The sequence below is a fragment of the Pseudomonas sp. Tn43 genome, from assembly GCF_014192635.1.
Lineage (GTDB): Bacteria > Pseudomonadota > Gammaproteobacteria > Pseudomonadales > Pseudomonadaceae > Aquipseudomonas.
Map to the genome: position 1 here is coordinate 568,544 of NZ_JACHYG010000001.1, position 25,832 is coordinate 594,375.

Consider the following 25,832-nt stretch of genomic DNA (forward strand, 5'->3'; position numbering starts at 1 on the left):
GTTTAAAACTTCAACTAAAAAAGAGTAAAAAAGCCGTCATTAGAGCAACTTAACGCGCGTCGGCATGCCTCGGTAACGCCATAGAAATCATGGCCGCGAAAATAACAAATGCGCTGGATATCCCTAAACACGCCTCCAGCCCGAAAGCCTGATAAACCCAGCCGGAGAGCACGGTGCCGATCAGCCGGCCCATGGCATTGGACATGTAGTAAAAACCCACGTCCAGCGACACGCCGTCTTCCTTGGCATAGGACACGATCAAATAGCTGTGCAGCGAGGAGTTCACCGCGAACAGCGCCCCAAAAACCATCAACCCGCCTAACAGCACCGCCTGCTGCGAAAACCCGGTGTTCAGCCCCAGAGCGATTGCCGCGGGCAGGCCTGCCAAAGCAAGCGCCCACAAAAACGCAGCGCGGCCATCCGGGACATGCCCCCGCTTCTTTCCGGTGATTCGCGGCGCGAACGATTGCACGATACCGTAGCCGATCACCCAGATCGCAAGGAATCCACCGACCTTCCAGAAATCCCAGCCGAAGACGCTGCTCAGGTACACCGGCAACGCCACGACAAACCAGACATCGCGGGCGCCAAACAGGAACATCCGCGCCGCCGACAGAATGTTGATGGCCCGGCTCTTGGACAGGATGTCGCGAAACCTGGGCTTGGCTTTGGCCTTGCCCAGATCCTTTTTCAACAGGATCAAGCTGCTGACCCAGATCAGCGCCAGCACCGCCGCCATGGCCAGCAATGCTCCTTTGAACCCGATCAGGGCAAGCAATGCCCCGCCAAGAAAGAAACCGACACCCTTGAGTGCATTCTTCGAGCCGGTGAGGATGGCAATCCATTGGTAAAGCTTGCCCTGTTGCCCATCGGGCACTAACAACTTGATCGAGCTTTTGGCGCTCATCTTGTTCAGGTCCTTGGCGATCCCCGACAGCGCCTGCGCACCCATCACCCAAGGAATCGTCAGCCAGGCCACGGGCACCGTCAGCATCAACAGCGCCACAACCTGCATCCCCAGCCCGATGTTCATGGTCCGGTTCAGGCCCAGTCGAGCGCCGAGATAACCGCCCAGCAGATTGGTGATCACGCCAAAGAGTTCATAGAACAGAAACAACGCCGCGATTTGCAGCGGGCTGTAGCCCAACGTGTGAAAGTGCAACACCACCAACATGCGCAAAGCACCATCGGTGAGGGTGAAGGCCCAGTAATTGCCTGTCACGAGCAAGTACTGCCGCACTTGAGGCGTGAGGGCTGACAACGCTTTCATCACCGCTCCTTAAACGGCCAGGCCGACCATTCTGGCCAGTTCGACGGTGCGGTTCGCGTAACCCCATTCATTGTCGTACCAGGCATAGAGTTTGACCTGGGTGCCGTTGACGACCATGGTCGACAGCGCATCGATGATCGATGAGCGTGGATCGGTGCGGTAGTCGATGGACACCAGCGGACGCTCCTCGAAACCGAGAATGTCTTTCAGTTCGTTTTCGGACGCGTTCTTGAGGAACTGATTCACTTCTTCGACGGTGGTGGCGCGCTCGACTTCAAAGACACAATCGGTCAGCGAAGCGTTGGCCAACGGTACGCGCACGGCGTGGCCATTGAGACGCCCGCGCAGCTTCGGGAAGATTTCGGCAATCGCGGTGGCCGAGCCGGTGCTGGTCGGGATCAAACTCATGCCCGACGCACGGGCGCGACGCAGATCCTTGTGTGGCTGATCGAGGATGCTCTGAGTGTTGGTCAAGTCGTGGATGGTGGTGATCGAACCGTGGCGAATGCCCAGTTTTTCGTGGATCACCTTCACCACAGGCGCCAGGCAGTTGGTGGTGCATGACGCGGCGGTGACAATACGATGTTCCGCCGGGTTGAACAGCTGATGGTTGACGCCCATGACGATGTTCAGCGCGCCCTTTTCCTTCACCGGAGCGCTGACCACCACACGTTTCACGCCTTGGTCCAGGTAAGCCTGAAGCACCGCGACGGTCTTCATCTTGCCGCTGGCTTCGATCACCAGGTCGCAGCCCGACCAATCGGTGTCGGCGATCGCCTTGTTGGCCGTTACCTTGATTCGCTTGCCTTCGATGACGACGCAATCACCTTCGGCGTCCGCCTGATAATTCCAACGGCCATGCACCGAGTCGAAGTTCAGCAGGTGCGCATGCGTTAGCGCATTGCCAGCCGGGTCGTTGATCTGCACGAATTCAAACTCTGGCCAGCTCCAGGCTGCTCGCAGTGCGAGGCGACCGATGCGGCCAAAACCATTGATGCCCACTTTGATCGTCATGTTTCCTCCTTCAAATAGAGCGCTGATTGACACGTTTCATGAGGGCTTGCGCCGATTCCTTGCGTTCGGAATATCGATCGACCAGATAGTCCTGACGGTCGCGCAGCAACAAGGTGAATTTCACCAGCTCTTCCATCACATCCACGACACGGTCGTAGAACGGCGAAGGTTTCATCCGGCCGTTAACGTCGAATTCCAGATAGGCCTTCGGCACGGAGGATTGGTTGGGAATGGTGAACATGCGCATCCAGCGCCCCAGCACCCGCAACTGATTGACGACGTTGAACGACTGCGAGCCGCCGCACACTTGCATCACGGCGAGGGTCTTGCCCTGGGTCGGACGTATGGCGCCCATCGCGAGCGGCACCCAGTCGATCTGCGCCTTGAACACTGCACTCATCGAACCGTGACGTTCGGGTGAACACCAGACCTGCCCTTCCGACCACATCATCAATTCGCGCAGCGCCTGCACCCGTGGGTGATCGTCGCCGGCATCATCAGGCAGCGGCAAACCAGACGGATCGAAAACCCGTGTCTCGGCACCGAAATGCTCTAGCAAACGGGCAGCTTCCTCGACCAGCAAGCGACTGAAGGAGCGCTCACGGGTCGATCCGTACAGCAGCAAAATGCGCGGTTTGTGGCTGGAAGTGTGTTCGATGCCGAGCTTGTCGGTCGACGGGAGATCAACCAGTTCGGTATCGAGATGGGGCATGTGGTCATCGTGCATGGTCATTGTCCTGCGCAATAGCGCGTCTGAAATCATCGAGCCGGGCAGCAAGCCGCTGCGCGTTCGGGACGGTCACCCATTTGTTCAAGGCGTTTGGCATCCGGGCTCAACCAATGCCTGTTGGACTCAAGCACCACGCTCAGCACCTGATGCACCCAGCCCGGAAGATTGGGGTGCAGTCGGTAGTAAACCCATTGGCCCTGCCGCCGGTCCGAGAGCAATCCGCAAGTGCGTAACTGCGCCAGGTGCCTGGAGACTTTGGGCTGGCTCTCATCCAACGCGCACGTCAGCTCGCAGACGCACAGCTCTCCCTCATGGGCGATGAGCAACATCATGCGGACCCGGTTGTCGTCAGCCAGGCATTTGAAAACAGTGGTCGGCGTCAGGTCAGCCATTGGGTTTCTCTGCGACGGGCGCTCATATGCGGTTTGGCGAATATACGTTTTTCCGCATGTGAAATTCAACGGCCTATGTGTCGACTCCATCTGTGAATGATATTTATTTACTTACAAAAGATAATCGTTATCATTCACGCGATAATTAAAAAAGGAGCTCATGGTGGCTTTACCGCGCATTCACCCCGCCTCTCTCTCACTGTTGGGGCTTTTTGCAGTACCTGATTTGCAAGCACAAACCCAATCGACATTGGCCCTGCCTGCAACCGCTGTGACCAGTGATTACAGCGAGCAGAGCTATCGGCCGACCGACAGCCGCAGTGCGCTGAAGATCGACGCCCCGCTGCGGGATATCCCGCAAACGGTGAACGTGATCCCCCAGAGCGTGATCAAGGATCAAGGCGCGCAGTCGATGGAAGACGTGTTGAAAAACGTCCCCGGCGTCGGTCTTTCCAATGGCGATGGCCAACGCGACCAAGTCACCATTCGCGGCTTCAGTGCCATCGGCGACATGTACGTCGACGGCGTTCGTGACGACGCGCTGTATTTCCGCGATCTGTCCAACGTCGAGCGCGTGGAAGTGATCAAGGGGCCGGCAGCGGTGCTCTATGGCCGTGGATCATCCGGTGGCCTGATCAACAGCATCAGCAAGAAACCCAATTTCACTCCCAAGCAAGAGGTGGGTGTCAGCGTCGACAGCGAAGGTAAAAAGCGCACGCAGTTCGACGCCGGCTGGGCCGATCAGCAGCAAAACGACAAGGCGTTCCGGGTGACCGGCGCGCTGGAGAACAGCGACACCTTCCGCGATGACGGCTATATCGATCGCAAGGCCATTGCACCTTCGGCTTACTTCAAACTCTCCGACGATCTTGAGTTGAACCTGGGGGCCACGTACCTCTACGACAAACGCTTGATCGATTTCGGCATTCCCGCGCGGGGCGATCGCCCGGTCGATGTGGATCGCGACAAGCGCTTCGGTTCCGCCGACCCGGATGACGATTACACCCGCAGCGAAGTATTTTCGTTCACGGCCGGCGTCGATTATCGCATCAACGACGATTTCACCCTGAGCAACACCAGCCGCTATTACCACTACGATCTGGATCGCAACAACACACTTGCCGACTCCAGCCCGACACGTTTCGTCACCGCCCCCAACGGCGAATTGCTGGTCAAACTCAATCGCGGCAACGTGCAGCGCAAGGAAGACGGCTGGTTCAACCAGACCGAACTGAAACAACAGGCCACGCTGGCCGGGATGAACCACAACCTTCTTTATGGCGTTGAACTGGGACGTCAGGTCAAGGACCAATCGGTCTTCAGCCAAAGCAACGTGGCGCGGGTTCCGGTGTACCGCGATGGCTTGGTCGACGTGCCGTTCCAGGCCAACCGACAAACCGCCAAGGGCACCACCACCCAGGACACGGCCGGTTTTTACGTCCAGGATCTGATTGAACTGACCCCACACTGGAAAGCCCTGTTGGGCGTGCGCTATGACGTGTTCGATCAGGAGTATTCGGATGACCTGACGGGTGCCTCAATGTCCCGAACCGACAACACCTGGAGCCCGCGCGCAGGCCTGGTCTATCAGCCTGATCAGGTTCAGTCCTACTACATTTCGGTGAGTCGCTCCTACCAACCTTCCTCCGAAGTCTTTGCCCTGAGCACTACCAACCAGGACCTTGAACCAGAGCAAACCACCAACTACGAGATCGGCGGCAAGTGGGACCTGCTCGACAATCGCCTGGCGTTGACAGCGGCGCTGTTCCGGCTGGAACGCACCAACATGAAAACGACCGATCCGGCGAACCCGACCAAACTGGTCCTGGCTGGCGAGCAGCGCACCGACGGTCTTGAATTGACCGCCAGCGGGCAGTTGAGTGACAAGTGGCAGGTCTATGCCGGCTATGCCTATCTGGATGCCGAGATCACCAAGTCCAACAGCCGAACCAATGGCGTTGCCAACGAAGGCCAGACACCCACGTTGACCCCGCGTCACAGTGCCAACCTCTGGCTGGTGCGCTCGCTGACCAATACCTGGCGCGTAGGCATGGGGGCGAACTATGTCGATGACCGTTATACCGCCCTGGATAATCGGGTGGTCATGCCCGCTTACACCACCTTCGACGCGGCGTTGCTCTACAACCTGCCGAAATGGGACATGGCGCTGCGCTTGCGTAACGTCTTCGACAAGGACTATTACGCCTCGGCCCATGGCTCGGTGGACCTGATCACTCCCGGAGCGCCACGCACGCTGGAGCTGAGCACCAACTACCGATTCTGAGTGGAAACCTGAAATCCAATACCACAATGCCGGTCAGTTAAGTGCGGACATGTAGGAGCCAGGCTTGCCGGCGAAGGCGTTCTGAAGGACGCCTTCGCCGGCAAGCCTGGCTCCTCCAGTGGTTCAAACGCCAGGGCGTTGGTTTGAACCCGCAACACAGTGACAACGATTCAAAGCTCGACTAACCTTCAGCGCGCACAGCGTGATGAGAATCTCTCGCGTTGTCAGACAACAATATTCAGAGGAAAACCCATGCGTAAACTTCTGTTGCTCTCGCTTCTTGCCGCCTCCCCCGTGGCCTTCGCCGGCCCTCAATGCACTACCACCGACAAGGCCCAATGGCAGGATCAGGCCAAATTTCAGGAAGAGCTCAAGGCCAAGGGCTATGACATCAAGAAATTCAAGGTCACGAGCGGCAATTGCTACGAGATCTACGGCTGGGACAAAGACAAGCGCAAAGTCGAGATCTACTTCGACCCGGTCACCGGAAAAGTCGTGAAAGAAGAGATCGAATAGGCCCTCTGTGAACGCTGAAACCCTGCGCCTCTGGGACCCGCTCGTACGCATTTGCCACTGGTCCCTGGTGGTTGTCTTCATCAGCGACTACTTCCTCAATGAGGAAGGTGACAGCTGGCATCGCTGGCTCGGCTATTACGCCGTGGCTGTCGTGCTGGTGCGTGTGGTGTGGGGGTTCATCGGCCCGCCCTCGGCGCGCTGGTCAGACTTCTGGCCGACGCCGACGCGGGTCGTTCAGCATGGCCGGGCGCTATTTTCCGGCAAGGGCTATCACCGCATGGGGCATTCGCCCATCGGTGCACTGGTGATGGTCCTCATGCTGCTGTTGATGACGGGTCTTGGTATCAGCGGCTTCTTGATGGAAGAAGTGGACTATTTCTGGGGCGAAGACTGGCTGCGTGATGTTCACGAGTTGATGGCCGATACACTGCTCGCATTGGTTTGCGTGCATATCGTCGCGGCGTTGGTGGAGAGCGTGCGCCTGCGTGAAAACCTGCCCCTATCGATGATCACTGGCCATCGGCGTAAGCGCTAGCGCTCAAAGCCTGCTGATACTGCACATTGCCCTCCCCCTTGCGGGAAAGGGCAGGTGCCAATCCTAGGTGTGATGAATTTCCCGATCCTTGGTTTCCGGCAGAAAGAACGTGCCGAGAATGGCCGTCATCACGGCGATGACGATCGGGTACCACAGCCCGTAGTAGATATCCCCCGTGGCCGCGACCATCGCGAATGCCACCGTGGGCAGAAAGCCGCCGAACCAGCCATTGCCGATGTGATAGGGCAACGACATCGAGGTATAACGGATGCGCGCCGGGAAGAGCTCCACCAGCCAGGCGGCGATCGGGCCGTAAACCATGGTGACGTAAATCACCAGAATGGTCAGGAGCAACAGCACCATCGGATAGTTGGTCTTCGCCGGGTCGGCCTTCTCGGGGTAACCGGCGTCCTTGAGGGCGGTGCCCAGGGTAGCGACGAAGGCATCGTTGCGGGCCTTGAAATCCGCCGCCGGCATGCCGGTGCCCTCGAAACTCGGGATCACCTTGCCGCCGATGCGCACCTGCGCGACAGTGCCCGGCTCGGCCTTTTCGTTATTGTAGGGAATGGCCTTTTTCGCCAGCACGGTTTTGGCGAGGTCGCAGGAGCTGGTGAATTTGGCCTTGCCCACCGGGTCGAACTGGAACGAGCACTGGCCGGGGTCGGCGACCACGGTCACCGGGTTTTTCGCCTGCGCGGCGAACACGTCGGGGTTGCCGTACTGGGTCAACGCCTTGAAGATCGGAAAGTACGTCAGCGCCGCGAGGATGCAGCCCGCCATGATGATGCCCTTGCGGCCGATACGATCGGACAGGCTGCCGAATACGATGAAGAACGGCGTGCCGATCAGCAGCGAGCCGGCAATCAGGAAGTTGGCAGTCTGCGGGTCAATCTTCAGCGTCTGCAGCAAGAAGAACAGCGCATAGAACTGCCCGGTATACCAGACCACGGCTTGGCCGGCGGTACCGCCAAGCAACGCCATGATCACTATCTTGAGGTTTTCCCAGCGGGCGAAGGATTCGGTCAGCGGCGCCTTGGAAGACTTGCCTTCCGCCTTCATCTTCAAGAACACCGGCGACTCGCTGAGTTGCAAGCGGATGTATACCGAGATGATCAACAACAGAATCGACAGCAGGAAGGGAATCCGCCAGCCCCAGGCCTCGAACGCTTCGGTGCCGAGAAGGGTTCGACAGGCGAGGATCACCAGCAGCGAAAGAAACAGGCCGAGGGTCGCGGTGGTCTGGATCCACGAGGTGAAGTAGCCGCGTTTGCCTTTGGGCGCATGTTCGGCCACGTAGGTCGCCGCCCCGCCGTATTCACCGCCCAGGGCCAGGCCTTGCAACAGGCGCAGGGTGATCAGAATGATCGGCGCCGCCACGCCGATGGTCGCATAGCCGGGCAAGAAGCCCACGACGGCGGTGGAGACACCCATGATGACAATAGTGATGAGGAAGGTGTGCTTGCGCCCGATCATGTCACCCAGTCGACCGAATACGACGGCGCCGAAGGGGCGTACGGCAAAGCCCGCGGCGAACGCGAGCAGCGCAAAGATGAAGGACGTTGTCTCATTGACGCCAGCAAAGAAGTGCTTGGCGATGATCGCGGCGAGGGAGCCGTAAAGGTAAAAGTCATACCACTCGAACACAGTGCCCAGGGACGAGGCGAAAATGACTTTGCGCTCCTCCCTGGTGATCCCGCGATTAGGCGCGCTGCCTGTGGTTGTATTGTCGATTGCGGCCATGATTCTTCTCCGTCTTGCTCTTGTTGTAGGCCGGAGTACCTCATTATTTTTTTACCGCACCCAGGCCCCAGGGCTGATGTCATCGGATCAAGGATTGCGCAAAGCATGGAAACAGGCTGACGGCCTCGCATCGCTGCAAGGTTTGTCTGAAGCATAATCGGCTTCGCGCAGATATCCACTCGGCCATCCCGGCCGACGCGTTGCCGAATGACTATTTAGGCCAGTGAACGTCTGGGTGGCGCTCGCTGATACCTATTCTTCGGGGTGACCATCGCCCGGAACTTCGCAGTGAAGGAATTTCGTATACCCTATCGCCATCTCACTCCAAACGACCGCTGCCGTGAACCTACCCAAACTCAACGCTCCCGACCTTGGCAACACCCCTTCGACCTCGGAAATCATCACCCGTCATCTGCGGGACGCGATCGTCGCCGGGCATTTCGCCGAAGATGAGCCGATTCGCCAGGACGACATCGCTCGCCAGTTCAACGTCAGCAAGATCCCGGTGCGCGAGGCCCTCAAGCGGCTGGAAGCCGAAGGGCTGGTGATGTTCCAGCGCAATCGCGGAGCGATGGTCACGCGGCTGTCCGATGCCGAACTGGCGCAGATGTTCGAAGTGCGGATGTTGCTCGAAGACAAGATACTGCGCCTGGCCATTCCCAACATGACCGAAGAAACCTTCGCCCGTGCCGAGCGCATCTGTCAGGAGTTCATCGGCGAGGACGACGTGGGCCGCTGGGCCGAACTCAATTGGGAGCTGCACGCTTGCCTCTACGAGCCGGCGCAACGGCCGTTCCTGGTGAGCCTGATCCGCTCGGTCAACGACAAGCTTGAGCGCTACCTGCGCATGCAAATGAGCCTGTCGGCCGGCAAGGAACGGGCTGATCACGAGCACCGTGAAATCATCAAAGCCTGTCGTGCCGGGGACGTGGATCTGGCGGTGAAGTTGCTGGACGAGCACATTGCCGGGGTCTGCAAGACCCTGTTCGAGCACCTGCCTCACACGCACTGAGCCTTCCGCTCGCTGTGCTGATTTCGTCATCGGCACAGGATAAATCCATCAAGCCGACACCCCCTGCACAGGCCACTCTTTGGTTCACTCATCTGAACGGACGTGGCCCTCCCATGAAACGCATCACCGTGATCGACTCCCACACCGGCGGCGAACCGACCCGTCTGGTGACCGCCGGCTTTCCTGACCTGGGCACCGGCAGCATGGCCGAACGCCGCCAGCGGCTTGCCGAACATCACGATCAATGGCGCGCCGCCTGTGTGCTGGAACCCCGTGGCAGCGACGTGCTGGTGGGTGCCCTGCTCTGCGAGCCGGTCGACCCGAGCGCGTGTGCCGGGGTGATTTTCTTCAACAACACCGGTTACCTGGGCATGTGCGGCCACGGCACGATTGGCCTGGTGGCGTCGTTGGCGCATCTGGGCAGGATCAGCCCCGGCGTGCATCGCATCGAGACGCCGGTGGGTACGGTGCAGGCGACTTTGCACGACGACCATTCGGTGAGCGTACGCAATGTGCCGGCCTACCGTTACCGCAAGGCGCTGGTGTTGCAGGTGCCGGGAATCGGTCAGGTAATCGGCGATATCGCCTGGGGCGGCAACTGGTTTTTCCTGATCGCCGAGCATGGCCTGCGGGTGGCCAGCGACAACCTCGACGCGCTGACCACTTACACCTACGCCGTGCAACAGGCGCTGGAGGCCCAGGGTATACGTGGCGAAGACGGCGGGCTGATCGACCATGTCGAGCTGTTCAGCGATGACGATCACGCCGACAGCCGCAATTTTGTCCTGTGCCCCGGCAAGGCGTACGACCGCTCACCGTGCGGCACTGGCACCAGTGCCAAACTGGCGTGCCTGGCCGCGGACGACAAGTTGCAACCCGGGCAGATCTGGCGCCAGGCCAGTGTCATCGGCAGTGAGTTCGAAGGCACTTACGAATGGCAGGGCGAACGCGTTGTGCCGACCATTCGCGGCCGTGCCTTTATCAGCGCCGAAGCCAGTCTGATCATCGAACAGGATGACCCGTTCGCCTGGGGCATTCGTCCATGAACGAGGGCCTTGTGGCCGATGTGATCGTGATCGGCGCCGGCATCATCGGCGCCGCCTGTGCCCAGGCGCTGGCCCGTCGTGGCTTGCAGGTGCTGGTGCTGGACGCCGGATTGCACGGTGCGACAGCGGCGGGCATGGGCCATTTGCTGGTGCTCGACGACAACCCGGCCGAGCTGGCCCTGAGTCAATATTCCCTGCAACGCTGGCGCGAACTGGCGCCGGACCTGCCCGACGGCTGCGCCTACCGCAACAACGGCACGCTGTGGCTGGCGGCCAACGCCGAGGAAATGGCGGTCGCCCAAGACAAATACCTGAACCTGCAAGCCCAGGGCGTGGTCTGCGAATTGATCAGTGCCAGTGCTTTGCGCCAGCGTGAACCGGAACTGCGCGAGGGTCTGGAAGGCGGTTTGTTGATCCATGGCGACGGCATTCTTTATGCGCCGGCGACAGCCCATTGGATGCTCGACACGCCGAACATTCGTCAGCGCCGGGCGCGGGTCCGCGCGGTCGATGGCAACCGCGTTCGCCTCGATGACGGTCACTGGTTGAGTGCCGAAGCGGTGGTGTTGGCCAACGGTATTCAGGCCAACGAACTGTGCCCGGAGTTGCCCATCGAGCCGAAGAAAGGTCACCTGCTGATTACCGATCGCTATCCTCGCACCGTCACCCACACGCTGGTGGAACTGGGTTACGTCACCAGCGCCCACAACGCTACGGGGCCGTCGACCGCCTGCAATATTCAGCCGCGTCCTACCGGGCAATTGTTCATTGGTGCTTCGCGGCAATTCGGTACCACCGACCCGCAAGTCGAAAGCTGGATGCTGGCGAAAATGCTCAAGCGCGCCGCCGAGTACATGCCAGGGCTGGCCCGGCTCAACGGCATCCGCGCCTGGACCGGTTTTCGCGCCGCCAGCCCCGACGGCCTGCCGCTGGTGGGCCAACACCCGCAACGCCAAGGCTTGTGGCTGGCGGTGGGTCACGAAGGTTTGGGCGTCACCACGGCCCCCGGCACCGCCGACTTGCTGGTGGCGCAACTGTTCAACGAAACCCCGCCTCTGGCCGCACCACCTTATCTGCCCCAGCGTTTCCTTGGAGAACCTGCCTATGCCTGAATTGCTGCTGGACGACCGCGCCTTGACGGTGGCCGAGGGAACCAGCGTCGCTGCGGCCTTGGCGTTGGGCAGCGACGGCTGCACGCGCACGTCAGTCAGTGGCCAACGCCGCGCACCGCTGTGCGGCATGGGCATCTGCCAGGAATGCCGGGTGACCATCGACGGCCGGCGACGCCTGGCCTGCCAGACTTTATGCCGAGACGGCATGCAGGTGCAGACATGCCCATGAACGAATACGCTGACCTGCTGATCATTGGTGCCGGCCCCGCGGGCATGGCCGCCGCCCTGGCTGCCGCCCCCAGCGGCGCACGCATCGTCGTGCTCGACGACAACCCGCTGCCGGGCGGGCAAATCTGGCGTGACGGCCCTCAAGCCAACGTGCCCGATCAGGCCCGTCGCCTGTGTGAGCGTTTGCAGGCTTGCAGCAACATCCGCCGTCATGCCGGTACGCGGGTGATCGCCAGTCCCGGTCCGAAACAACTGTTGGTCGAAGATGATGACAACGGCTGGTTGATCAGCTACGACAAACTGATTCTGTGCACCGGCGCCCGCGAGCTGCTGCTGCCCTTCCCCGGCTGGACTTTGCCGGGGGTGACCGGGGCCGGTGGCTTGCAGGCGCTGATCAAGGCGGGTGTGCCGGTGCAAGGTGAGCGTGTGGTGATCGCCGGCAGCGGTCCGCTTTTACTGGCGAGTGCCGCCACCGCGAAAAAACAGGGCGCCCAGGTACAACGCATCGCCGAGCAAGCCTCGCGCACAGCCGTCGCCGGTTTCGCCGCGCAACTGCCCCGCTGGCCCGCCAAATGGTTGCAATCGTTCAGCTTGCTCGACCGCCAATACCGCACCGCGACGCACGTGCTGGCCGCCCTTGGCACTGACCGACTGGAAGGCGTGCGCCTGCAACAACAAGGCAAAATCGTCGAACTGGCATGTGATCGGCTGGCCTGTGGTTTCGGCTTGATCCCGAACATTCAATTGGGCCAGGCACTGGGTTATGCCATTGAAGGTCAGGCGTTGGCGGTGGATGCCTGGCAAGCCAGCAGTCGCGCCGATCATTACGCGGCGGGTGAATGCACCGGGTTTGGTGGCAGTGAACTGGCGTTGGTTGAAGGTGCAATCGCCGGCCACGCAGCGGTCGGCGACCTGGAAGCGGCCCGGCAGTTGTGGCCACGCCGGGCACGCTGGCAGGGTTTCGCCAAGGCGCTTAATCAGGCCTTCGCCCTCGCCCCGCCGCTCAAGTCCCTGGCCCAGCCCGACACCCTGGTCTGCCGCTGCGAAGACGTGCCTTACGCCGCATTGGCCGGGCACACTGACTGGCGCGAAGCCAAGCTGGCCAGCCGCTGCGGCATGGGCGCCTGTCAGGGCCGGGTGTGTGGCGGCGCAGTGCAGCACCTGTTCGGTTGGCAACCGTCGGCGCCCCGCCCACCCTTCAGCCCGGCGCGAATCGAGACCTTGATGTGCCTGGACGACACCCCGCCGACCTGAAATGCCCTCGGGGGTTTCGGCCACGCTGTCGAGCCTCTATGATCCCGGGGTCGCCCTCAGACCCCAGCGCCATGTATCCCTCGCTCAGCACCTTCAAACCCTGCGACCTGCCAACGCTGCTCAACAGTCTGCAGCCGATTGCGCCGCTGCTCGATACCCTCTCGGATGTGGTGTTTTTCATCAAGGACAGCCAAGCGCGCTACGCCTTCGTCAACCAGACTTTGGCCCGGCGTTGCGGTTTCAAATGTCGCGAGGAACTGCTGGGGCTCACCGCCGACAGGGTCTTCCCGGAGCGCTTCGGTCCGCTGTATACCGAACAGGATCGACGGGTCCTGTCCAGCGGTCGCGAACTGTCTGACCAACTGGAGCTGCACCTGTATTACGGTAACCAGCCGATCTGGTGCCTGACCCACAAACTCGCCTTGCACGATGAACAGGGTCAGATCGTTGGCCTGGCCGGGATCTCCCGCGACCTGCAATCCCCCCAGTCCAACCATCCCGCCTTCCAGAAACTTGCCGCCGTGGATGCGCACATCCGCAGTCACTTCGCCCGCGCCATCAGCCTCGCCGAACTGACCGCCATCGCCGGCTATTCCGTGGCGCAACTGGAGCGTCACTGCAAACGGGTTTTCCAGCTCACCCCACGGCAGATGATTCACAAGGCGCGCCTGGAAGAAGGTTCGCGGCTGTTACTGCACACCGACCTGCCCATCACCGAAATCGCCCTGCGCTGCGGTTATACCGACCACAGTGCTTTCAGCCGACAGTTTCGCGGGTTGACCAGCCTGTCACCGAGCCAGTTTCGGGATAATCAGCGCTAAGGATCGTTCCCACGCTCCGCGTGGGAATGCAGCCCGGGACGCTCCGCGTCCCTTCCAGAGCCGAACGCAGAGCGTCCGTTGAGGCATTCCCACGCGGAGCGTGGGAACGATCAACAGGCGATGTTTAAAAGACACTTCCAGACACTCACCCAGGCTACACATCCTTGCGCCGTTGCCTACGACTGCGCCAGAATCCGCCGGCTTGTGCGCCTTGGGGCCGGGCTCTATCGTTTCCGGGTCGCTGACGAATCAGCGATCGGATTTGACCGTCCGAATCAATCAAGGCGCGCCAGCGTCCAAGACCTCATTCAGGCATTGTCTGAAATATCGTGTCGCGGTGGCTGTGCGTGGGACACCTTCGGGTGTGCCGGATTCCTTGATGTCCGGTCGGTCAACCCGCGTACAGCTGCCACCTTGTTCGTTTGACCGCGAACGGCGGCAGCTCCAGTCATCAAGGAGCTTCATCTATGTTCAAACCTACACCCAACCCACCTGAAACCGATCCAACATCCCCCTACGAATCCCTCGATTCCAAAAAACTCAACGAAGCCGCCGACCGCGCCCTCGATCACTACCTCAAACCACCCATCCCCAAAGACACCAAACGCAAACCCAGCACCATTTACCACGTCGGCGCCGAGGTCGATAACGAAACCCTGCTGGTCAACGCCTGCGAATCCCTGGCGTCAGCCAGCATGATGCTCAGCGAGTTCGCCGGGTTGATGGACATGCCACATCGCAACATGATGTTGGGGATTCAATCGGTGGTCATGCTCGGAGAGTTGGCAGTGAACCGGGTGCTGGATAACCTCGACCCGCGAGGCTAGCGAAGAACTGTGGCGAGGGGGCTTGTCGGAACGCCGCATCGCCCCGTTCGGCGGCGCAGCCGTCGTAAAACCGGCATATGCGGTGTACCTGAAAACATGCGGTTGCAGGTTTTGGGGTCGCTTCGCAACCCAACGGGGGCAAGCCCCCTCGCCACATGAAGTTGTTCAGGGCACGGGGTGGGTCGGTGTTCCTTAAAGGGGCGCTCCGCACAACCATTGCTCCCATCTGTAACACCCGCCATTGCGGACCTCGACCCTCACGACACTACGCCTGACGCACCGCAACACCTCTACTTCAAGCCCTGACACTAAATTCTCACCTCTGCCTGGCAATAGGCACGTTGATTGCTATTGTTAATATCGTATACGAAATCCCCAATACGATATTCAACAGCACTTCACATCAACGAGGCCTCTATGAAAAACCCCGCATTTGCCGTAGCCCTCAGCGCTGTTCTCAGTACCTCCTTCATCGCCACCGCCCAGGCCGACAAGCTCGACGACATTATCGGTTCGGGCAAGCTGCGCTGCGCCGTGACCCTGGACTTCCCGCCCATGGGTTTTCGCGATGCCGGCAACAACCCGGCCGGTTTCGACGTGGACTACTGCCACGACCTGGCGAAAATCCTCGGGGTCGATGCCGAAGTGGTCGAGACGCCGTTCCCGGACCGCATTCCGGCGCTGGTTTCCGGACGGGCCGACGTGATCGTCGCCTCGACCTCCGACACCCTCGAACGGGCCAAGACCGTCGGCCTCACGGTGCCTTACTTTGCCTTCCAGATGGTGGTGCTGACCCGCGACGACACCGGCATCAATAGCTTCGATGACCTCAAGGGCAAACCCGTCGGCAACACCAGCGGCACCTATGAAGCCATCGCTCTGGAGAAAGATGTGAAGAGCTGGGGCACCGGTACCTTCCGTGCCTATCAGTCGCAAAACGACACGTTGCTGGCTGTCGCCCAAGGCCATATCGCCGCCACCGTGGTCACCAACACCGTGGCGGCTGCCACTCTCAAATCCGGCAAATACAAAAACCTGAAAGTCGCCGGTAACGCGCCGTACGTGATCGACTACGTGTCCCTCGGCGCCAAGCGCAACGAGTATGGCCTGCTCAACTACCTCAACCTGTTCGTCAACCAGCAGGTGCGCACCGGCCGTTACAAGGAGCTGTTCGTCAAATGGGTCGGCACCGAAATTTCGCCGACCAACCTGACCGTGCCACAGGTCTACTACTAAGGTGTCCGGCATGCCTAGGCTCACTTCTCTGACCGGTCGCAGCCTGGTCGCGGGCGCCGCCGAGGGCGCCCTGCTGTTCGCCGATATCGGGTTGAGTTTCTGGGGCGGGGTCGATCCGTATAGCGGCGAGATCATTGACCGTCACCACCCGCTCAGCGGCGAAAACCTGGCCGGCCGCGTGTTGGCCATCCCCAGCGGTCGCGGCTCGTGCACCGGCAGCAGCGTGTTGATGGAACTGATCAGCAACGGTCACGCACCGGCGGCATTGGTGCTGGCCGAACCCGATGAAATCCTGACCCTGGGCGTGCTCGTGGCACAGACCATTTTCGAGCGTTCCCTGCCGGTGCTGTGCATCGGCCGGGAGGCCTTCGCCGCCCTGCGCGGCAAGGCCTTCGCTCGGATAGAAGACGCAACATTGAGTCTGTTCGAATACCTGCCAAACGATGCTTGGCAGGCAATCGACAGCCCACCGCAACCTGCAGAAACCAGCGCCTCGATCGAACTCACCCAACACGACCGGGCATTGCTCGACGGTCAGCATGGCAAAGCCGCGCAGGTGGCGATGCAGATCGTCCTGCGCATGGCCGAACTGCAAGGTGCCCGCCATCTGGTGGACGTCACCCAGGCGCACATCGACGGCTGCATCTACACGGGACCGGCGAGCCTGCGTTTTGCCCGGCAATTTGTGCAATGGGGGGCAAAAGTGCGGGTGCCCACCACCCTCAATTCGATTTCCGTGGACCAGCGTCGTTGGCGCGAATTGGGCATCGACCCGGCCCTTGGCGAACCGGCCAGTGCCTTGGGCGATGCCTATATGGCGATGGGCGCACAGCTGAGTTTCACCTGCGCGCCCTACTTGCTCGACAGCGCGCCGAAGGCTGGCGAACAGATCGTCTGGGCCGAATCCAACGCAGTGGTTTACGCCAACAGCGTGCTCGGCGCACGTACTCTCAAATACCCGGACTACCTGGACATCTGCATCGCCCTGACCGGCCGCGCCCCGTTGATCGGCTGCCATCTGGACGCGCAACGCAAGGCCGGCCTGCAAGTCGAGTTACCCGCCCTGGATGAACTGGATGACGCGTTCTATCCGCTGCTCGGTTACCACATCGGCGCGCTGGCGGGCAGCCGGATTCCACTGGTACGCGGGTTGGAAAACCGCCAGCCGAGCCTGGACGATCTCAAAGCGTTCGGCGCGGCATTTGCCACCACGTCCGCCGCGTCCCTGTTCCATATCGCCGGGATAACCCCGGAGGCCATCGACCCGTCGCAAGTGCTGGATACGGATAAACCGTTACCGGTGGAACGCATCCTCTTGAAGGATCTGCTGCTCAGTTGGCGTGAACTCAACAGTGCCCGCGACAGCCGGGTGGATGTGGTCTCCCTGGGCAACCCGCATTTCTCCCTCAGCGAATTTGCCCACCTCGCGCGGTTGTGCCTGGGTCGGCATAAACATCCTGATGTGGTCCTCGCCATTACCTGCGGCCGCGCCGTGCTGGAGCAGGCTCGCGACGCCGGGCATGTCGCCGTGATCGAAGCTTTTGGCGCGACCCTGGTCACCGATACCTGCTGGTGCATGCTCGGTGAGCCGGTGATCCCGCTGGCCGCAAAAACCTTGATGACCAACTCCGGCAAGTACGCCCATTACGCACCCGGCCTGGTGGGCCGCAAGGTGCATTTCGCCGGCCTCGCCGAATGCGTCGATGCCGCCTGCAAGGGCACCGCCAGCGGGCGCCTGCCGGCGTGGTTACAACCTGCCGCCTTACTGGAGAGCCCTGCGCATGTTTGATTACAGCTTCCAATGGCGCTCAGCGCTGCGTGCCCTGCCGGACATGCTTGCCGGTGCCCTGGTCACCTTCGAGACCGCAGCACTGTCGATGATCTTCGGCGTGCTGATTGCCCTGGCCCTGACCGTGATGCGCGAAAGCAAGAACCCGCTGCTGCGCGGCATCGGCAACGGCTGGGTATCGATTGCGCGCAACACCCCGTCGCTGTTCCAGATCTACGTCCTCTACTTCGGCCTCGGCTCGCTGGGCCTGCACGTCAGTTCATGGCTCGCCCTGCTGGCCGGGATCACCTTCAACAATGCCGGGTATCTGGCGGAGAACTTTCGCGGTGGCCTAAAGGCCGTACCGGACACACAAGTGCGCGCCGCACGTTCGCTGGGCATGAGTGCCTTTCAGGCCTACCGCATGATCATCGTGCCGCAGTTGCTGCGGATCGTCTTTTACCCGCTGACGAATCAAATGGTCTGGGCGGTGCTGATGACGTCGCTGGGGGTGATTGTCGGGCTGAACAATGACCTGACCGGCGTGACCCAGGATTACAACGTCAAAACGTTCCGCACCTTCGAGTTCTTCGCCATTGCAGCGGTGCTGTATTACCTGATTGCCAAGGCGATCGTCGCGGCAGCCCGGCTGATGGCCTGGCGGTTGTTCCGTTACTGAGGAGCTGTCCATGTTTGCCACCGGTTTTTCCTCCAATGACCTGTTGTTCCTGCTCAATGGCGCCTGGGTCACGCTGCAACTGACGTTCTGGTCGATCCTGCTCGGCTCCCTGGCCGGCTTGCTCTTCGGTCTGCTGCGAGCCTTGCTGCCTCGGGCCAGTTTGCCCCTGGCCTGGGTGCTGGACGTGTTTCGCAGCGTGCCGTTGCTGATCCAGTTCGTACTGTTCAACTCGCTCAAAAGCATCGTCGGCTTGAACATCAGCGCCTTCAGCGTCGGCTGCATCGTGCTGGGGGTTTACGCCGCCGCGTACTTCACCGAGATCGTGCGCGCTGGCGTGTTGTCGGTGCCGTTCACCCTGCGTAGGGCCAGTCGCTCGCTGGGCCTGAGCTTCCTGCAGGACCTGCGCTGGATCGTCCTGCCGATGGCCACGCGGGTGGCTTTTCCGGGCTGGCTGAACCTGGTGCTCGGTGTGATGAAAGACACCGCGCTGGTGATGTGGATCGGCATCGTCGAACTGCTGCGCGCCTCGCAAACCATCGTCACCCGCATCCAGGAACCGTTGCTGGTGCTGTGCATCGCGGGCCTTATTTACTACGTCATGAGCCTGGTGGTCGCACGCCTGGGCGCTCGTCTGGAAAGAAGGTGGCAAGAAAATGATTGAGATCGACAACGTACATAAATCCTTCGGCGATCTCGCCGTGGTCAAGGGGGTCAGCCTGACGGTGAACAAGGGCGAGGTGGTGTCGATCATCGGCGGCTCGGGCTCCGGCAAATCGACCCTGCTGATGTGCATCAACGGCCTGGAACCGATCCAGAAAGGCAACATCCGCGTCGACGGTGTCGAGGTCCATGACCGCGCCACCGACCTCAATCGCTTGCGGCAGAAAATCGGCATCGTGTTCCAGCAATGGAACGCCTTCCCGCACCTGACGGTGCTGGAAAACGTGATGCTCGCGCCACGCAAAGTGCTGGGCAAAAGCAAGCGCGACGCTGAAGAGCTAGCGGTGCAGCAACTGACCCACGTGGGCCTTGGCGACAAGCTCAAGACCTTCCCGGGCAAGTTGTCCGGCGGCCAGCAGCAGCGCATGGCGATTGCCCGCGCCTTGGCCATGTCGCCGGACTACATGCTGTTCGACGAAGCCACCTCGGCGCTCGACCCGCAATTGGTCGGTGAGGTGCTGGACACCATGCGCATGCTTGCCGAAGACGGCATGACCATGGTGCTGGTGACCCACGAAATCCGCTTTGCCCGCGATGTCTCCGACCGCGTGGCGTTCTTTCGCAATGGGCTGGTGCATGAGATTGGCTCGCCGGATCAGGTAATTGGGAGTCCGGTGCATGCGGAGACTGCGGCGTTTCTGAAGTCAGTGAAATAACGACTGCCCCATCGCGGGCAAGCCCGTTCCCACAGGGTTGGGTGATGCACACAAAGTCGGTGACCGCCACAGATAAATGTAGGAGCGAGGCTTGCCCGCGAAGGGGCCCGCACAAACAGAAAAAGGATCAAACCATGCGCTCATCAAAAGTCATTCATGTAGTCAGCTGTCACGCCGAAGGCGAAGTCGGCGATGTGATCGTCGGCGGTGTCGCCCCACCACCGGGGGCCACCGTGTGGGAACAATCGCGCTGGATCGCCAAGGATCAGACCCTGCGCAACTTCGTGCTCAACGAGCCTCGCGGCGGTGTGTTCCGTCACGTCAACCTGCTGGTGCCGGCCAAGGATCCGCGGGCACAAATGGCCTGGATCATCATGGAACCGGCAGACACGCCACCGATGTCCGGCTCCAATTCGCTGTGCGTGGCCACGGTGCTGCTCGACAGCGGCATCTTGCCAATGACCGAACCGCAAACACGACTGATACTCGAAGCCCCCGGCGGCCTGATCGAGGCCGTGGCCGACTGCCGAGATGGCAAGGTCGAGCGGGTAGAAATCAAGAACGTGCCCTCCTTCGCTGACCGCCTCGATGCCTGGATCGAAGTCGAAGGCCTCGGCTCGTTGCAGGTCGACACCGCGTACGGCGGTGACAGTTTTGTGATCGCCGACGCCGAACGCCTGGGTTTTTCCATTCGTCCCGATGAGGCTGCCGACCTGGTGGCAGTCGGGTTGAAAATCACTCGTGCGGCCAATGAACAATTGGGCTTCGTCCATCCGCTGAACCCCGAGTGGTCGCATATTTCCTTCTGCCAGATTGCCGCGCCCATCGTCATGGAGAACGGCATCGCAACGGGTGCCAACGCGGTGGTGATTCAACCCGGCAAGATCGACCGCTCGCCCACCGGCACTGGCTGTTCGGCGCGCATGGCGGTGATGCAGGCCAAGGGACTGATGCAGGTGGGCGAGCGCTTTATTGGCCGTTCGATCATCGGTTCCGAATTCCACTGCCGCATCGATTCGCTGACCGAAGTGGCCGGCCGAGCGGCGATCTACCCATGCATTTCCGGCCGGGCCTGGATCACCGGCACCCACCAATTGCTGCTCGACCCGAGCGATCCGTGGCCGCAGGGCTATCGCTTGTCAGACACCTGGCCGGGGGCTTGACGCCAAACCAGAGCTTTTGTGGTGAGGGGGTTGCTGTGGTTCTCTCACCACAGCAAACCCCTCACCACACAAGCTCCCGCTCCACAGCACTCACCAACAAAAAACCCTGATTGATTGAAAAAACCACTAGCCGAATACTGGCGCTTGAAATATCGTATACGAAATACTAAAACACAAACCGGAGACAACAATGAGCAAACGCATTAACTGGAGTGGCGTCTTCCCCGCGGTGACCACTCAATTCAACGATGACTTTTCCATCAACCTGGAAAAAACCCATCAGGTGATTTCCAACGTGATCCGCGACGGCGTCTCAGGCCTGGTGGTGTGTGGTTCGGTGGGGGAAAACACCTCATTGACCGCCGAAGAAAAAATCGCCGTGACCGAAGTCGCGGTCGACGCCTCCCGGGGCCGCGTGCCAGTGATCTGCGGTGTGGCCGAGTTCACCAGCGTGCAAGCGGCCAAGGTCGCCAATGCCGTGCGCCGGGTCGGCGTCGATGGCGTGATGCTGATGCCGGCGCTGGTTTACGGGGCCAAGCCGTTCGAGACCGCCGAGCACTACCGCTACGTGGCGAAAAATGCCGACGTACCGTTGATGGTTTACAACAACCCGCCGATCTACAAAAACGACGTCACCCCGGACATCCTGATTTCCCTGGCCGACTGCGACAACGTGGTGTGCTTCAAGGATTCGTCCGGCGATACCCGCCGTTTCATCGACGTGCGCAATGAAGTCGGCGACCGTTTCGTGCTGTTCGCCGGCCTCGACGATGTGGTGCTGGAAAGCATCGCGGTGGGTGCCGAAGGCTGGGTCTCTGGCATGTCCAACGTGTTCCCGAAAGAAGGCGAAACCATCTTCCGCCTGGCCAAGGCCGGTCGCTTCGCCGAAGCCATGCCGATCTACGAATGGCTGATGCCGATCCTGCACCTCGATGCCCGCGCCGACCTGGTGCAGTGCATCAAACTCTGCGAAGCCATCGCCGGTCGCGGCAGCGCGCTGACCCGGCCACCACGCCTGGCCCTGCCGGAAGCCGATCGGGTGTTCGTCGAGCAAATCATGGCCAAGGCCCTGGCCAACCGTCCGGAGTTGCCAGACGTGGGTCTCTGAGTGATTGCCGGGCGGGTCTTTGCGGACCCGGCCCGGCTGCCTGTTTTTGCGCCCCTACAGGAAATCACTGCACTCGGGTGGATGCCGAAGCCGCTGCGCGCATTGCTGCACTGGATAGCGCCGCGCCGGCCATGGCACGCCGGGGTGATTCGTTGGTTTGAGGTCCCAAAAGATCGCAGCCTTCGGCAGCTCCTACAGGGATCACAAACAACCACAGATCGCTTGTGTAGGAGCTGCCGAAGGCTGCGATCCTGGCATTCTGACAAACACGAAAATCTTGCCCTCGTTCCCGACAGGAGTTTTTTTGATGCCCGAGATCATCGGCCACCACTACATCAGCGGCGCCCGCAGCGCCGCTGGCAGTATCACTCTGCACAGTTACGACGCCAGCACCGGCGAAGCGCTGCCCTACTCGTTCATGCAAGCCACCGTGGAAGAAGTGGACGCCGCCGCCCAGGCCGCTGCTGCCGCTTACCCGGCCTTTCGCAACTTGCCGGCCATTCGCCGTGCAGAATTTCTTGAAGCCATCGCCACGCAACTGGATGCACTGGATGATGAATTCGTCGCTCTGGTCACTCGCGAAACCGCCTTGCCGACCGGACGCATTCAAGGCGAACGCAGCCGTACCAGCCATCAAATGCGCCTGTTTGCTCAGGTTCTGCGCCGGGGCGATTTTTATGGTGCGCGCATCGACCGCGCCTTGCCCGACCGTCAGCCATTGCCACGAGTCGACCTGCGCCAATACCGGATCGGCGTCGGCCCGGTGGCCGTGTTCGGTGCCAGTAATTTCCCGCTGGCCTTTTCCACCGCCGGCGGTGACACCGCTGCCGCGCTGGCCGCCGGTTGCCCGGTGGTGTTCAAGGCCCACAGTGGACACATGGCGACCGCCGAACGCGTGGCCGATGCAATCATCCGCGCCGCCGAGCAAACCGACATGCCCAAAGGTGTGTTCAACATGCTCTACGGCGCGGGTGTCGGTGAAGCGCTAGTCAAGCATCCGGCGATCCAGGCCGTCGGTTTCACCGGCTCGCTGAAGGGTGGTCGCGCCCTCTGTGACATGGCCGCCGCACGGCCACAACCGATCCCGGTGTTCGCCGAAATGAGCAGCATCAACCCGGTGCTGGTATTGCCCGGGGCCTTGCAAGTACGTGGCGAGAACATCGCCGGTGAACTAATGGCGTCGGTGGTCCAGGGGTGCGGTCAGTTCTGTACCAATCCGGGGTTGGTGGTCGGTATGCGCTCCCCGCACTTCAGCGCTTTCATCGCGCAGCTCAGTGCCTTGATGGCCGAACAACCGGCGCAAACCATGCTCAACGCCGGCACCCTCGGCAGCTACGAAAAAGGCGTGCAGGCCTTGATCGACCATCCGGGAATAACCCGCCTGGCGGGCCAGGATCAGCACGGTAATCAGGCGCGGCCGCAATTGTTCAAGGCCGACGTCGGTCTGTTGCTCAAGGGTGATCCGCTGTTGCAGGAAGAAGTGTTTGGCCCGACCACTATTGTCGTCGAAGTGGCCGACAAGGCTGAGCTGCGACAAGCGCTGAACAGTTTGCACGGTCAACTCACCGCCACGTTGATTGGCGAAACGCAGGACCTGCAGGAACACGCCGACCTGCTGGTGCTGCTGGAACAAAAGGTCGGTCGCGTGCTGTTCAACGGCTACCCCACTGGCGTCGAAGTCTGCGATGCCATGGTGCATGGCGGGCCTTATCCCGCGACCTCCGATGCCCGCGGCACGTCGGTCGGCAGCCTGGCCATCGAGCGCTTCCTGCGCCCGGTGTGCTACCAGAATTGCCCGGACGCCTTGCTGCCCGACGCCCTGAAAAACGCCAACCCGCTGGGTATTGCGCGCCTGGTCGATGGCAACAGCCACCGCGAACCGCTGTAAAAACCCAACCTCCTGTGTGGCGAGGGGGCTTGCCCCCGTTCGGCTGCGAAGCAGTCGTAAAACCGTTATATGAAATGCAGGGGCCGCTTCGCGACCCAACGGGGGCAAGCCCCCTCGCCACAAGAGCGCGCGCCCACAGGATTTTCATCGCATTCAAGCCCGGGCCCACCGAACGCCGCTTTCACCCCAATCCACTTTGCCGGATCAGCTTCTTGTCAATCTTCCCGACGCTGGTTTTAGGAATCTCCGCGACGAACTTGAACTGCTTGGGGATCGCCCATTTGTTGATGCGCCCACGCTCGACAAAGCCTTGCAGGTGCGCCTCGAGGATCTTGCTGTCGAGATACTGCCCGGGCTCGCACACCACCAGCGCCATCGGCCGTTCGCCCCATTGCTCATCGGCAATGCCCACGACCGCGACCGACTTCACTGCCGCGTGTTCGCTGATCAGGCTTTCCAGTTCCAGGGAGCTGATCCACTCCCCGCCCGTCTTGATCACATCCTTGATTCGATCTTTGATTTCCACCCCTCCCAAGGCGTCGATTGAGGCCAGATCGCCGGTGTGCATCCAGCCGTTGTGCCACAGCTCGGCGCCCTTTTCGGGTTCCTTCAAATAGCCTTGGGTCAGCCAGGGTGCGCGCACCACGATCTCGCCCAGAGACTCGCCGTCATGGGCCACGTCATTGCCATTGGCATCGATGATTTTCAGGTCGACCATCGGCACTGGTGTGCCAGTCTTGATACGAGAGGCCAATTGGGCTTGCATAGGCAGCTCGAGGTCTTTGTCACGCAGGTAAGTCAGGCACAGCAATGGGCAGGTTTCCGACATGCCATAACCGCTGTGCACCTCAATACCTTTGGCATTCGCTTCGCTGGCAATTCCCAGCGTCAGTGCACTGCCACCCAGAAGCATTTTCCAGCCATCGAAACGGGTCCGGGCTGCTTCTTCACAGCCCAGGATCATTTGCAGAATGGTCGGCACACAATGGGAAAAAGTGACCTTTTCCTCACGATGCAGCCGGACCAGGCTGTTGGGTTCGTAGCGGCCGGGGTACACCTGCTTGAGCCCCATCAGGGTGGCGACATAAGGCACCCCCCAGGCATGCACGTGAAACATAGGGGTGATCGGCATGTACACATCATCGGAGCGCAGCAACGGCAGGCCTTGATAGACGCCCAACGTGCCCACGGCATTCAAGGTGTGCAGGACCAGTTGGCGGTGGGTGAAATAAACGCCTTTAGGGTCGCCCGTGGTGCCGGTGGTGTAGAACAGGGTCGCCACCGAGTTTTCGTCAAAGTCAGGAAAGTCGTACTGGTCCGAAGCCCCGGACAGCAGGTTTTCATATTCCCCCAGCACCGGTAGCGACGTGTCGGTTGCGGTGTCATCCGTGAGCTGCAGGTAACCTTTGACGGTTTTGAGCTGGCCCTGAATCTGCTCAACCAGCGGCAGGAAATCATCATGCACCAGCACCAGATCGTCCTCGGCATGGTTCATGGTGAAGAGCACCTGATCCGGCGACAGACGAATGTTCACGGTGTGCAGCACCGCACCGATCATCGGTACGGCAAAGAAGCATTCCAGGTAGCGGTGGCTGTCCCAGTCGAGCATGGCCACGGTATCGCCGGCCTTGACGCCGGCAGCCGTCAAGGCATTGGCCAGCCTGCGGATCCGCTGGTTGAGGGTCTGGTAGCTGTAGCGCAGTTTGTCGGCGTAGACGATTTCCCGTCCCGGTTCGTAGCGCACACCGGATAGCAACAACTGCTTGACCAGCAAGGGATAGGCATAGGCGCCATCGGCGGGCGGAATTATTTTTGTCGCCATCATGGGTGAAG

24 protein-coding genes are annotated in these 25,832 nt (G+C 60.9%); 18 read left to right on the plus strand and 6 right to left on the minus strand.

The genetic code is table 11. The annotated features are described in order from the left end of the window. Positions 1–49: 49 nt before the first annotated feature. The 4 genes from arsJ to FHW68_RS02540 are packed head-to-tail and all read right to left on the minus strand — an operon-like array spanning position 50 to position 3,406. Positions 50–1,270, minus strand: coding sequence for an organoarsenical effux MFS transporter ArsJ (gene arsJ / locus FHW68_RS02525; RefSeq protein WP_183678565.1), 1,221 nt, complete (start codon positions 1,268–1,270; stop codon positions 50–52). A 9-nt stretch (positions 1,271–1,279) separates the two neighbouring features. Beyond that, a complete protein-coding gene (locus FHW68_RS02530; RefSeq protein WP_183678567.1) occupies positions 1,280–2,284 on the minus strand; it encodes an ArsJ-associated glyceraldehyde-3-phosphate dehydrogenase in 1,005 nt (334 codons plus the stop codon). 10 nt (positions 2,285–2,294) lie between these two features. Then, complete coding sequence (gene arsH, locus FHW68_RS02535) at positions 2,295–3,011, minus strand: arsenical resistance protein ArsH (protein WP_183678569.1); 717 nt, start codon at positions 3,009–3,011, stop codon at positions 2,295–2,297. Between the two features lie 32 nt (positions 3,012–3,043). Continuing rightward, entirely contained in the window at positions 3,044–3,406 is a 363-nt protein-coding gene (locus FHW68_RS02540) for a metalloregulator ArsR/SmtB family transcription factor (protein ID WP_183678571.1), read from the minus strand. Positions 3,407–3,566: 160 nt separating this feature from the next. Between FHW68_RS02540 and FHW68_RS02545 the strand changes: the two genes are divergently transcribed. The 3 genes from FHW68_RS02545 to FHW68_RS02555 all read left to right on the plus strand — a co-directional run bounded on the left by FHW68_RS02545 (position 3,567) and on the right by FHW68_RS02555 (position 6,741). Next, positions 3,567–5,690, plus strand: a complete 2,124-nt coding sequence (locus tag FHW68_RS02545; protein ID WP_095632910.1) for a TonB-dependent siderophore receptor — start codon at positions 3,567–3,569, stop codon at positions 5,688–5,690. Positions 5,691–5,942: 252 nt separating this feature from the next. Then, a complete protein-coding gene (locus FHW68_RS02550; RefSeq protein WP_095632911.1) occupies positions 5,943–6,206 on the plus strand; it encodes a PepSY domain-containing protein in 264 nt (87 codons plus the stop codon). Between the two features lie 7 nt (positions 6,207–6,213). Next, positions 6,214–6,741 (plus strand): cytochrome b/b6 domain-containing protein, encoded by a 528-nt coding sequence (locus tag FHW68_RS02555; protein WP_095632912.1) that lies wholly within the window; start codon positions 6,214–6,216, stop codon positions 6,739–6,741. Between the two features lie 63 nt (positions 6,742–6,804). Here FHW68_RS02555 and FHW68_RS02560 read toward each other — a convergent pair whose 3' ends face one another. Continuing rightward, positions 6,805–8,481 carry an MFS transporter gene (locus tag FHW68_RS02560; RefSeq protein WP_183678573.1) on the minus strand — a complete coding sequence of 559 codons (1,677 nt, stop codon included), beginning with the start codon at positions 8,479–8,481 and terminating at the stop codon, positions 6,805–6,807. Between the two features lie 340 nt (positions 8,482–8,821). On the opposite strand from FHW68_RS02560, the gene FHW68_RS02565 reads away from it, so the two are divergent. The 15 genes from FHW68_RS02565 (at position 8,822) to FHW68_RS02635 (ending at position 23,999) form a co-directional block, all read left to right on the plus strand. Next, positions 8,822–9,493 (plus strand): GntR family transcriptional regulator, encoded by a 672-nt coding sequence (locus tag FHW68_RS02565; RefSeq protein ID WP_095632914.1) that lies wholly within the window; start codon positions 8,822–8,824, stop codon positions 9,491–9,493. 113 nt (positions 9,494–9,606) lie between these two features. Continuing rightward, entirely contained in the window at positions 9,607–10,539 is a 933-nt protein-coding gene (locus FHW68_RS02570) for a 4-hydroxyproline epimerase (protein ID WP_183678575.1), read from the plus strand. Then, on the plus strand, positions 10,536–11,651 hold the full coding sequence (locus tag FHW68_RS02575; protein ID WP_183678577.1) for an FAD-binding oxidoreductase: 1,116 nt from the start codon (positions 10,536–10,538) through the stop codon (positions 11,649–11,651). The genes FHW68_RS02570 and FHW68_RS02575 overlap by 4 nt, the downstream gene beginning before the upstream one ends. Further along, positions 11,644–11,880, plus strand: coding sequence for a (2Fe-2S)-binding protein (locus tag FHW68_RS02580; RefSeq protein WP_183678579.1), 237 nt, complete (start codon positions 11,644–11,646; stop codon positions 11,878–11,880). Before FHW68_RS02575 ends, FHW68_RS02580 begins: the two co-directional genes overlap by 8 nt. Next, positions 11,877–13,133 (plus strand): FAD/NAD(P)-binding oxidoreductase, encoded by a 1,257-nt coding sequence (locus FHW68_RS02585; protein WP_183679013.1) that lies wholly within the window; start codon positions 11,877–11,879, stop codon positions 13,131–13,133. Before FHW68_RS02580 ends, FHW68_RS02585 begins: the two co-directional genes overlap by 4 nt. A gap of 71 nt (positions 13,134–13,204) precedes the next feature. Next, positions 13,205–13,954 (plus strand): AraC family transcriptional regulator, encoded by a 750-nt coding sequence (locus FHW68_RS02590; RefSeq protein WP_095632918.1) that lies wholly within the window; start codon positions 13,205–13,207, stop codon positions 13,952–13,954. Between the two features lie 467 nt (positions 13,955–14,421). Further along, complete coding sequence (locus FHW68_RS02595) at positions 14,422–14,781, plus strand: DUF6124 family protein (protein ID WP_183678581.1); 360 nt, start codon at positions 14,422–14,424, stop codon at positions 14,779–14,781. A gap of 417 nt (positions 14,782–15,198) precedes the next feature. Continuing rightward, positions 15,199–16,017: a transporter substrate-binding domain-containing protein gene (locus tag FHW68_RS02600; protein ID WP_007903735.1), complete on the plus strand. Its 819-nt coding sequence runs from the start codon at positions 15,199–15,201 to the stop codon at positions 16,015–16,017. A gap of 10 nt (positions 16,018–16,027) precedes the next feature. Next, positions 16,028–17,806 (plus strand): aconitase X, encoded by a 1,779-nt coding sequence (locus FHW68_RS02605; protein WP_183678583.1) that lies wholly within the window; start codon positions 16,028–16,030, stop codon positions 17,804–17,806. Next, on the plus strand, positions 17,799–18,464 hold the full coding sequence (locus tag FHW68_RS02610) for an amino acid ABC transporter permease (protein WP_007903733.1): 666 nt from the start codon (positions 17,799–17,801) through the stop codon (positions 18,462–18,464). The genes FHW68_RS02605 and FHW68_RS02610 overlap by 8 nt, the downstream gene beginning before the upstream one ends. 10 nt (positions 18,465–18,474) lie before the next feature. Further along, positions 18,475–19,125: an amino acid ABC transporter permease gene (locus FHW68_RS02615; protein WP_095632922.1), complete on the plus strand. Its 651-nt coding sequence runs from the start codon at positions 18,475–18,477 to the stop codon at positions 19,123–19,125. Continuing rightward, the gene (locus FHW68_RS02620) at positions 19,118–19,840 is read left to right on the plus strand and encodes an amino acid ABC transporter ATP-binding protein (RefSeq protein ID WP_183678586.1); all 723 of its coding nucleotides are present in this window, start codon (positions 19,118–19,120) and stop codon (positions 19,838–19,840) included. Before FHW68_RS02615 ends, FHW68_RS02620 begins: the two co-directional genes overlap by 8 nt. Before the next feature lie 134 nt (positions 19,841–19,974). After that, positions 19,975–21,003: a trans-3-hydroxy-L-proline dehydratase gene (locus FHW68_RS02625; protein ID WP_095632924.1), complete on the plus strand. Its 1,029-nt coding sequence runs from the start codon at positions 19,975–19,977 to the stop codon at positions 21,001–21,003. Between the two features lie 190 nt (positions 21,004–21,193). Continuing rightward, entirely contained in the window at positions 21,194–22,111 is a 918-nt protein-coding gene (locus tag FHW68_RS02630) for a dihydrodipicolinate synthase family protein (RefSeq protein WP_095632925.1), read from the plus strand. 307 nt (positions 22,112–22,418) lie between these two features. Then, positions 22,419–23,999, plus strand: a complete 1,581-nt coding sequence (locus FHW68_RS02635; RefSeq protein WP_183678587.1) for an aldehyde dehydrogenase (NADP(+)) — start codon at positions 22,419–22,421, stop codon at positions 23,997–23,999. A gap of 181 nt (positions 24,000–24,180) precedes the next feature. Here FHW68_RS02635 and FHW68_RS02640 read toward each other — a convergent pair whose 3' ends face one another. Then, the gene (locus tag FHW68_RS02640) at positions 24,181–25,824 is read right to left on the minus strand and encodes a fatty acid--CoA ligase (protein WP_183678589.1); all 1,644 of its coding nucleotides are present in this window, start codon (positions 25,822–25,824) and stop codon (positions 24,181–24,183) included. Positions 25,825–25,832 lie beyond the last annotated feature (8 nt).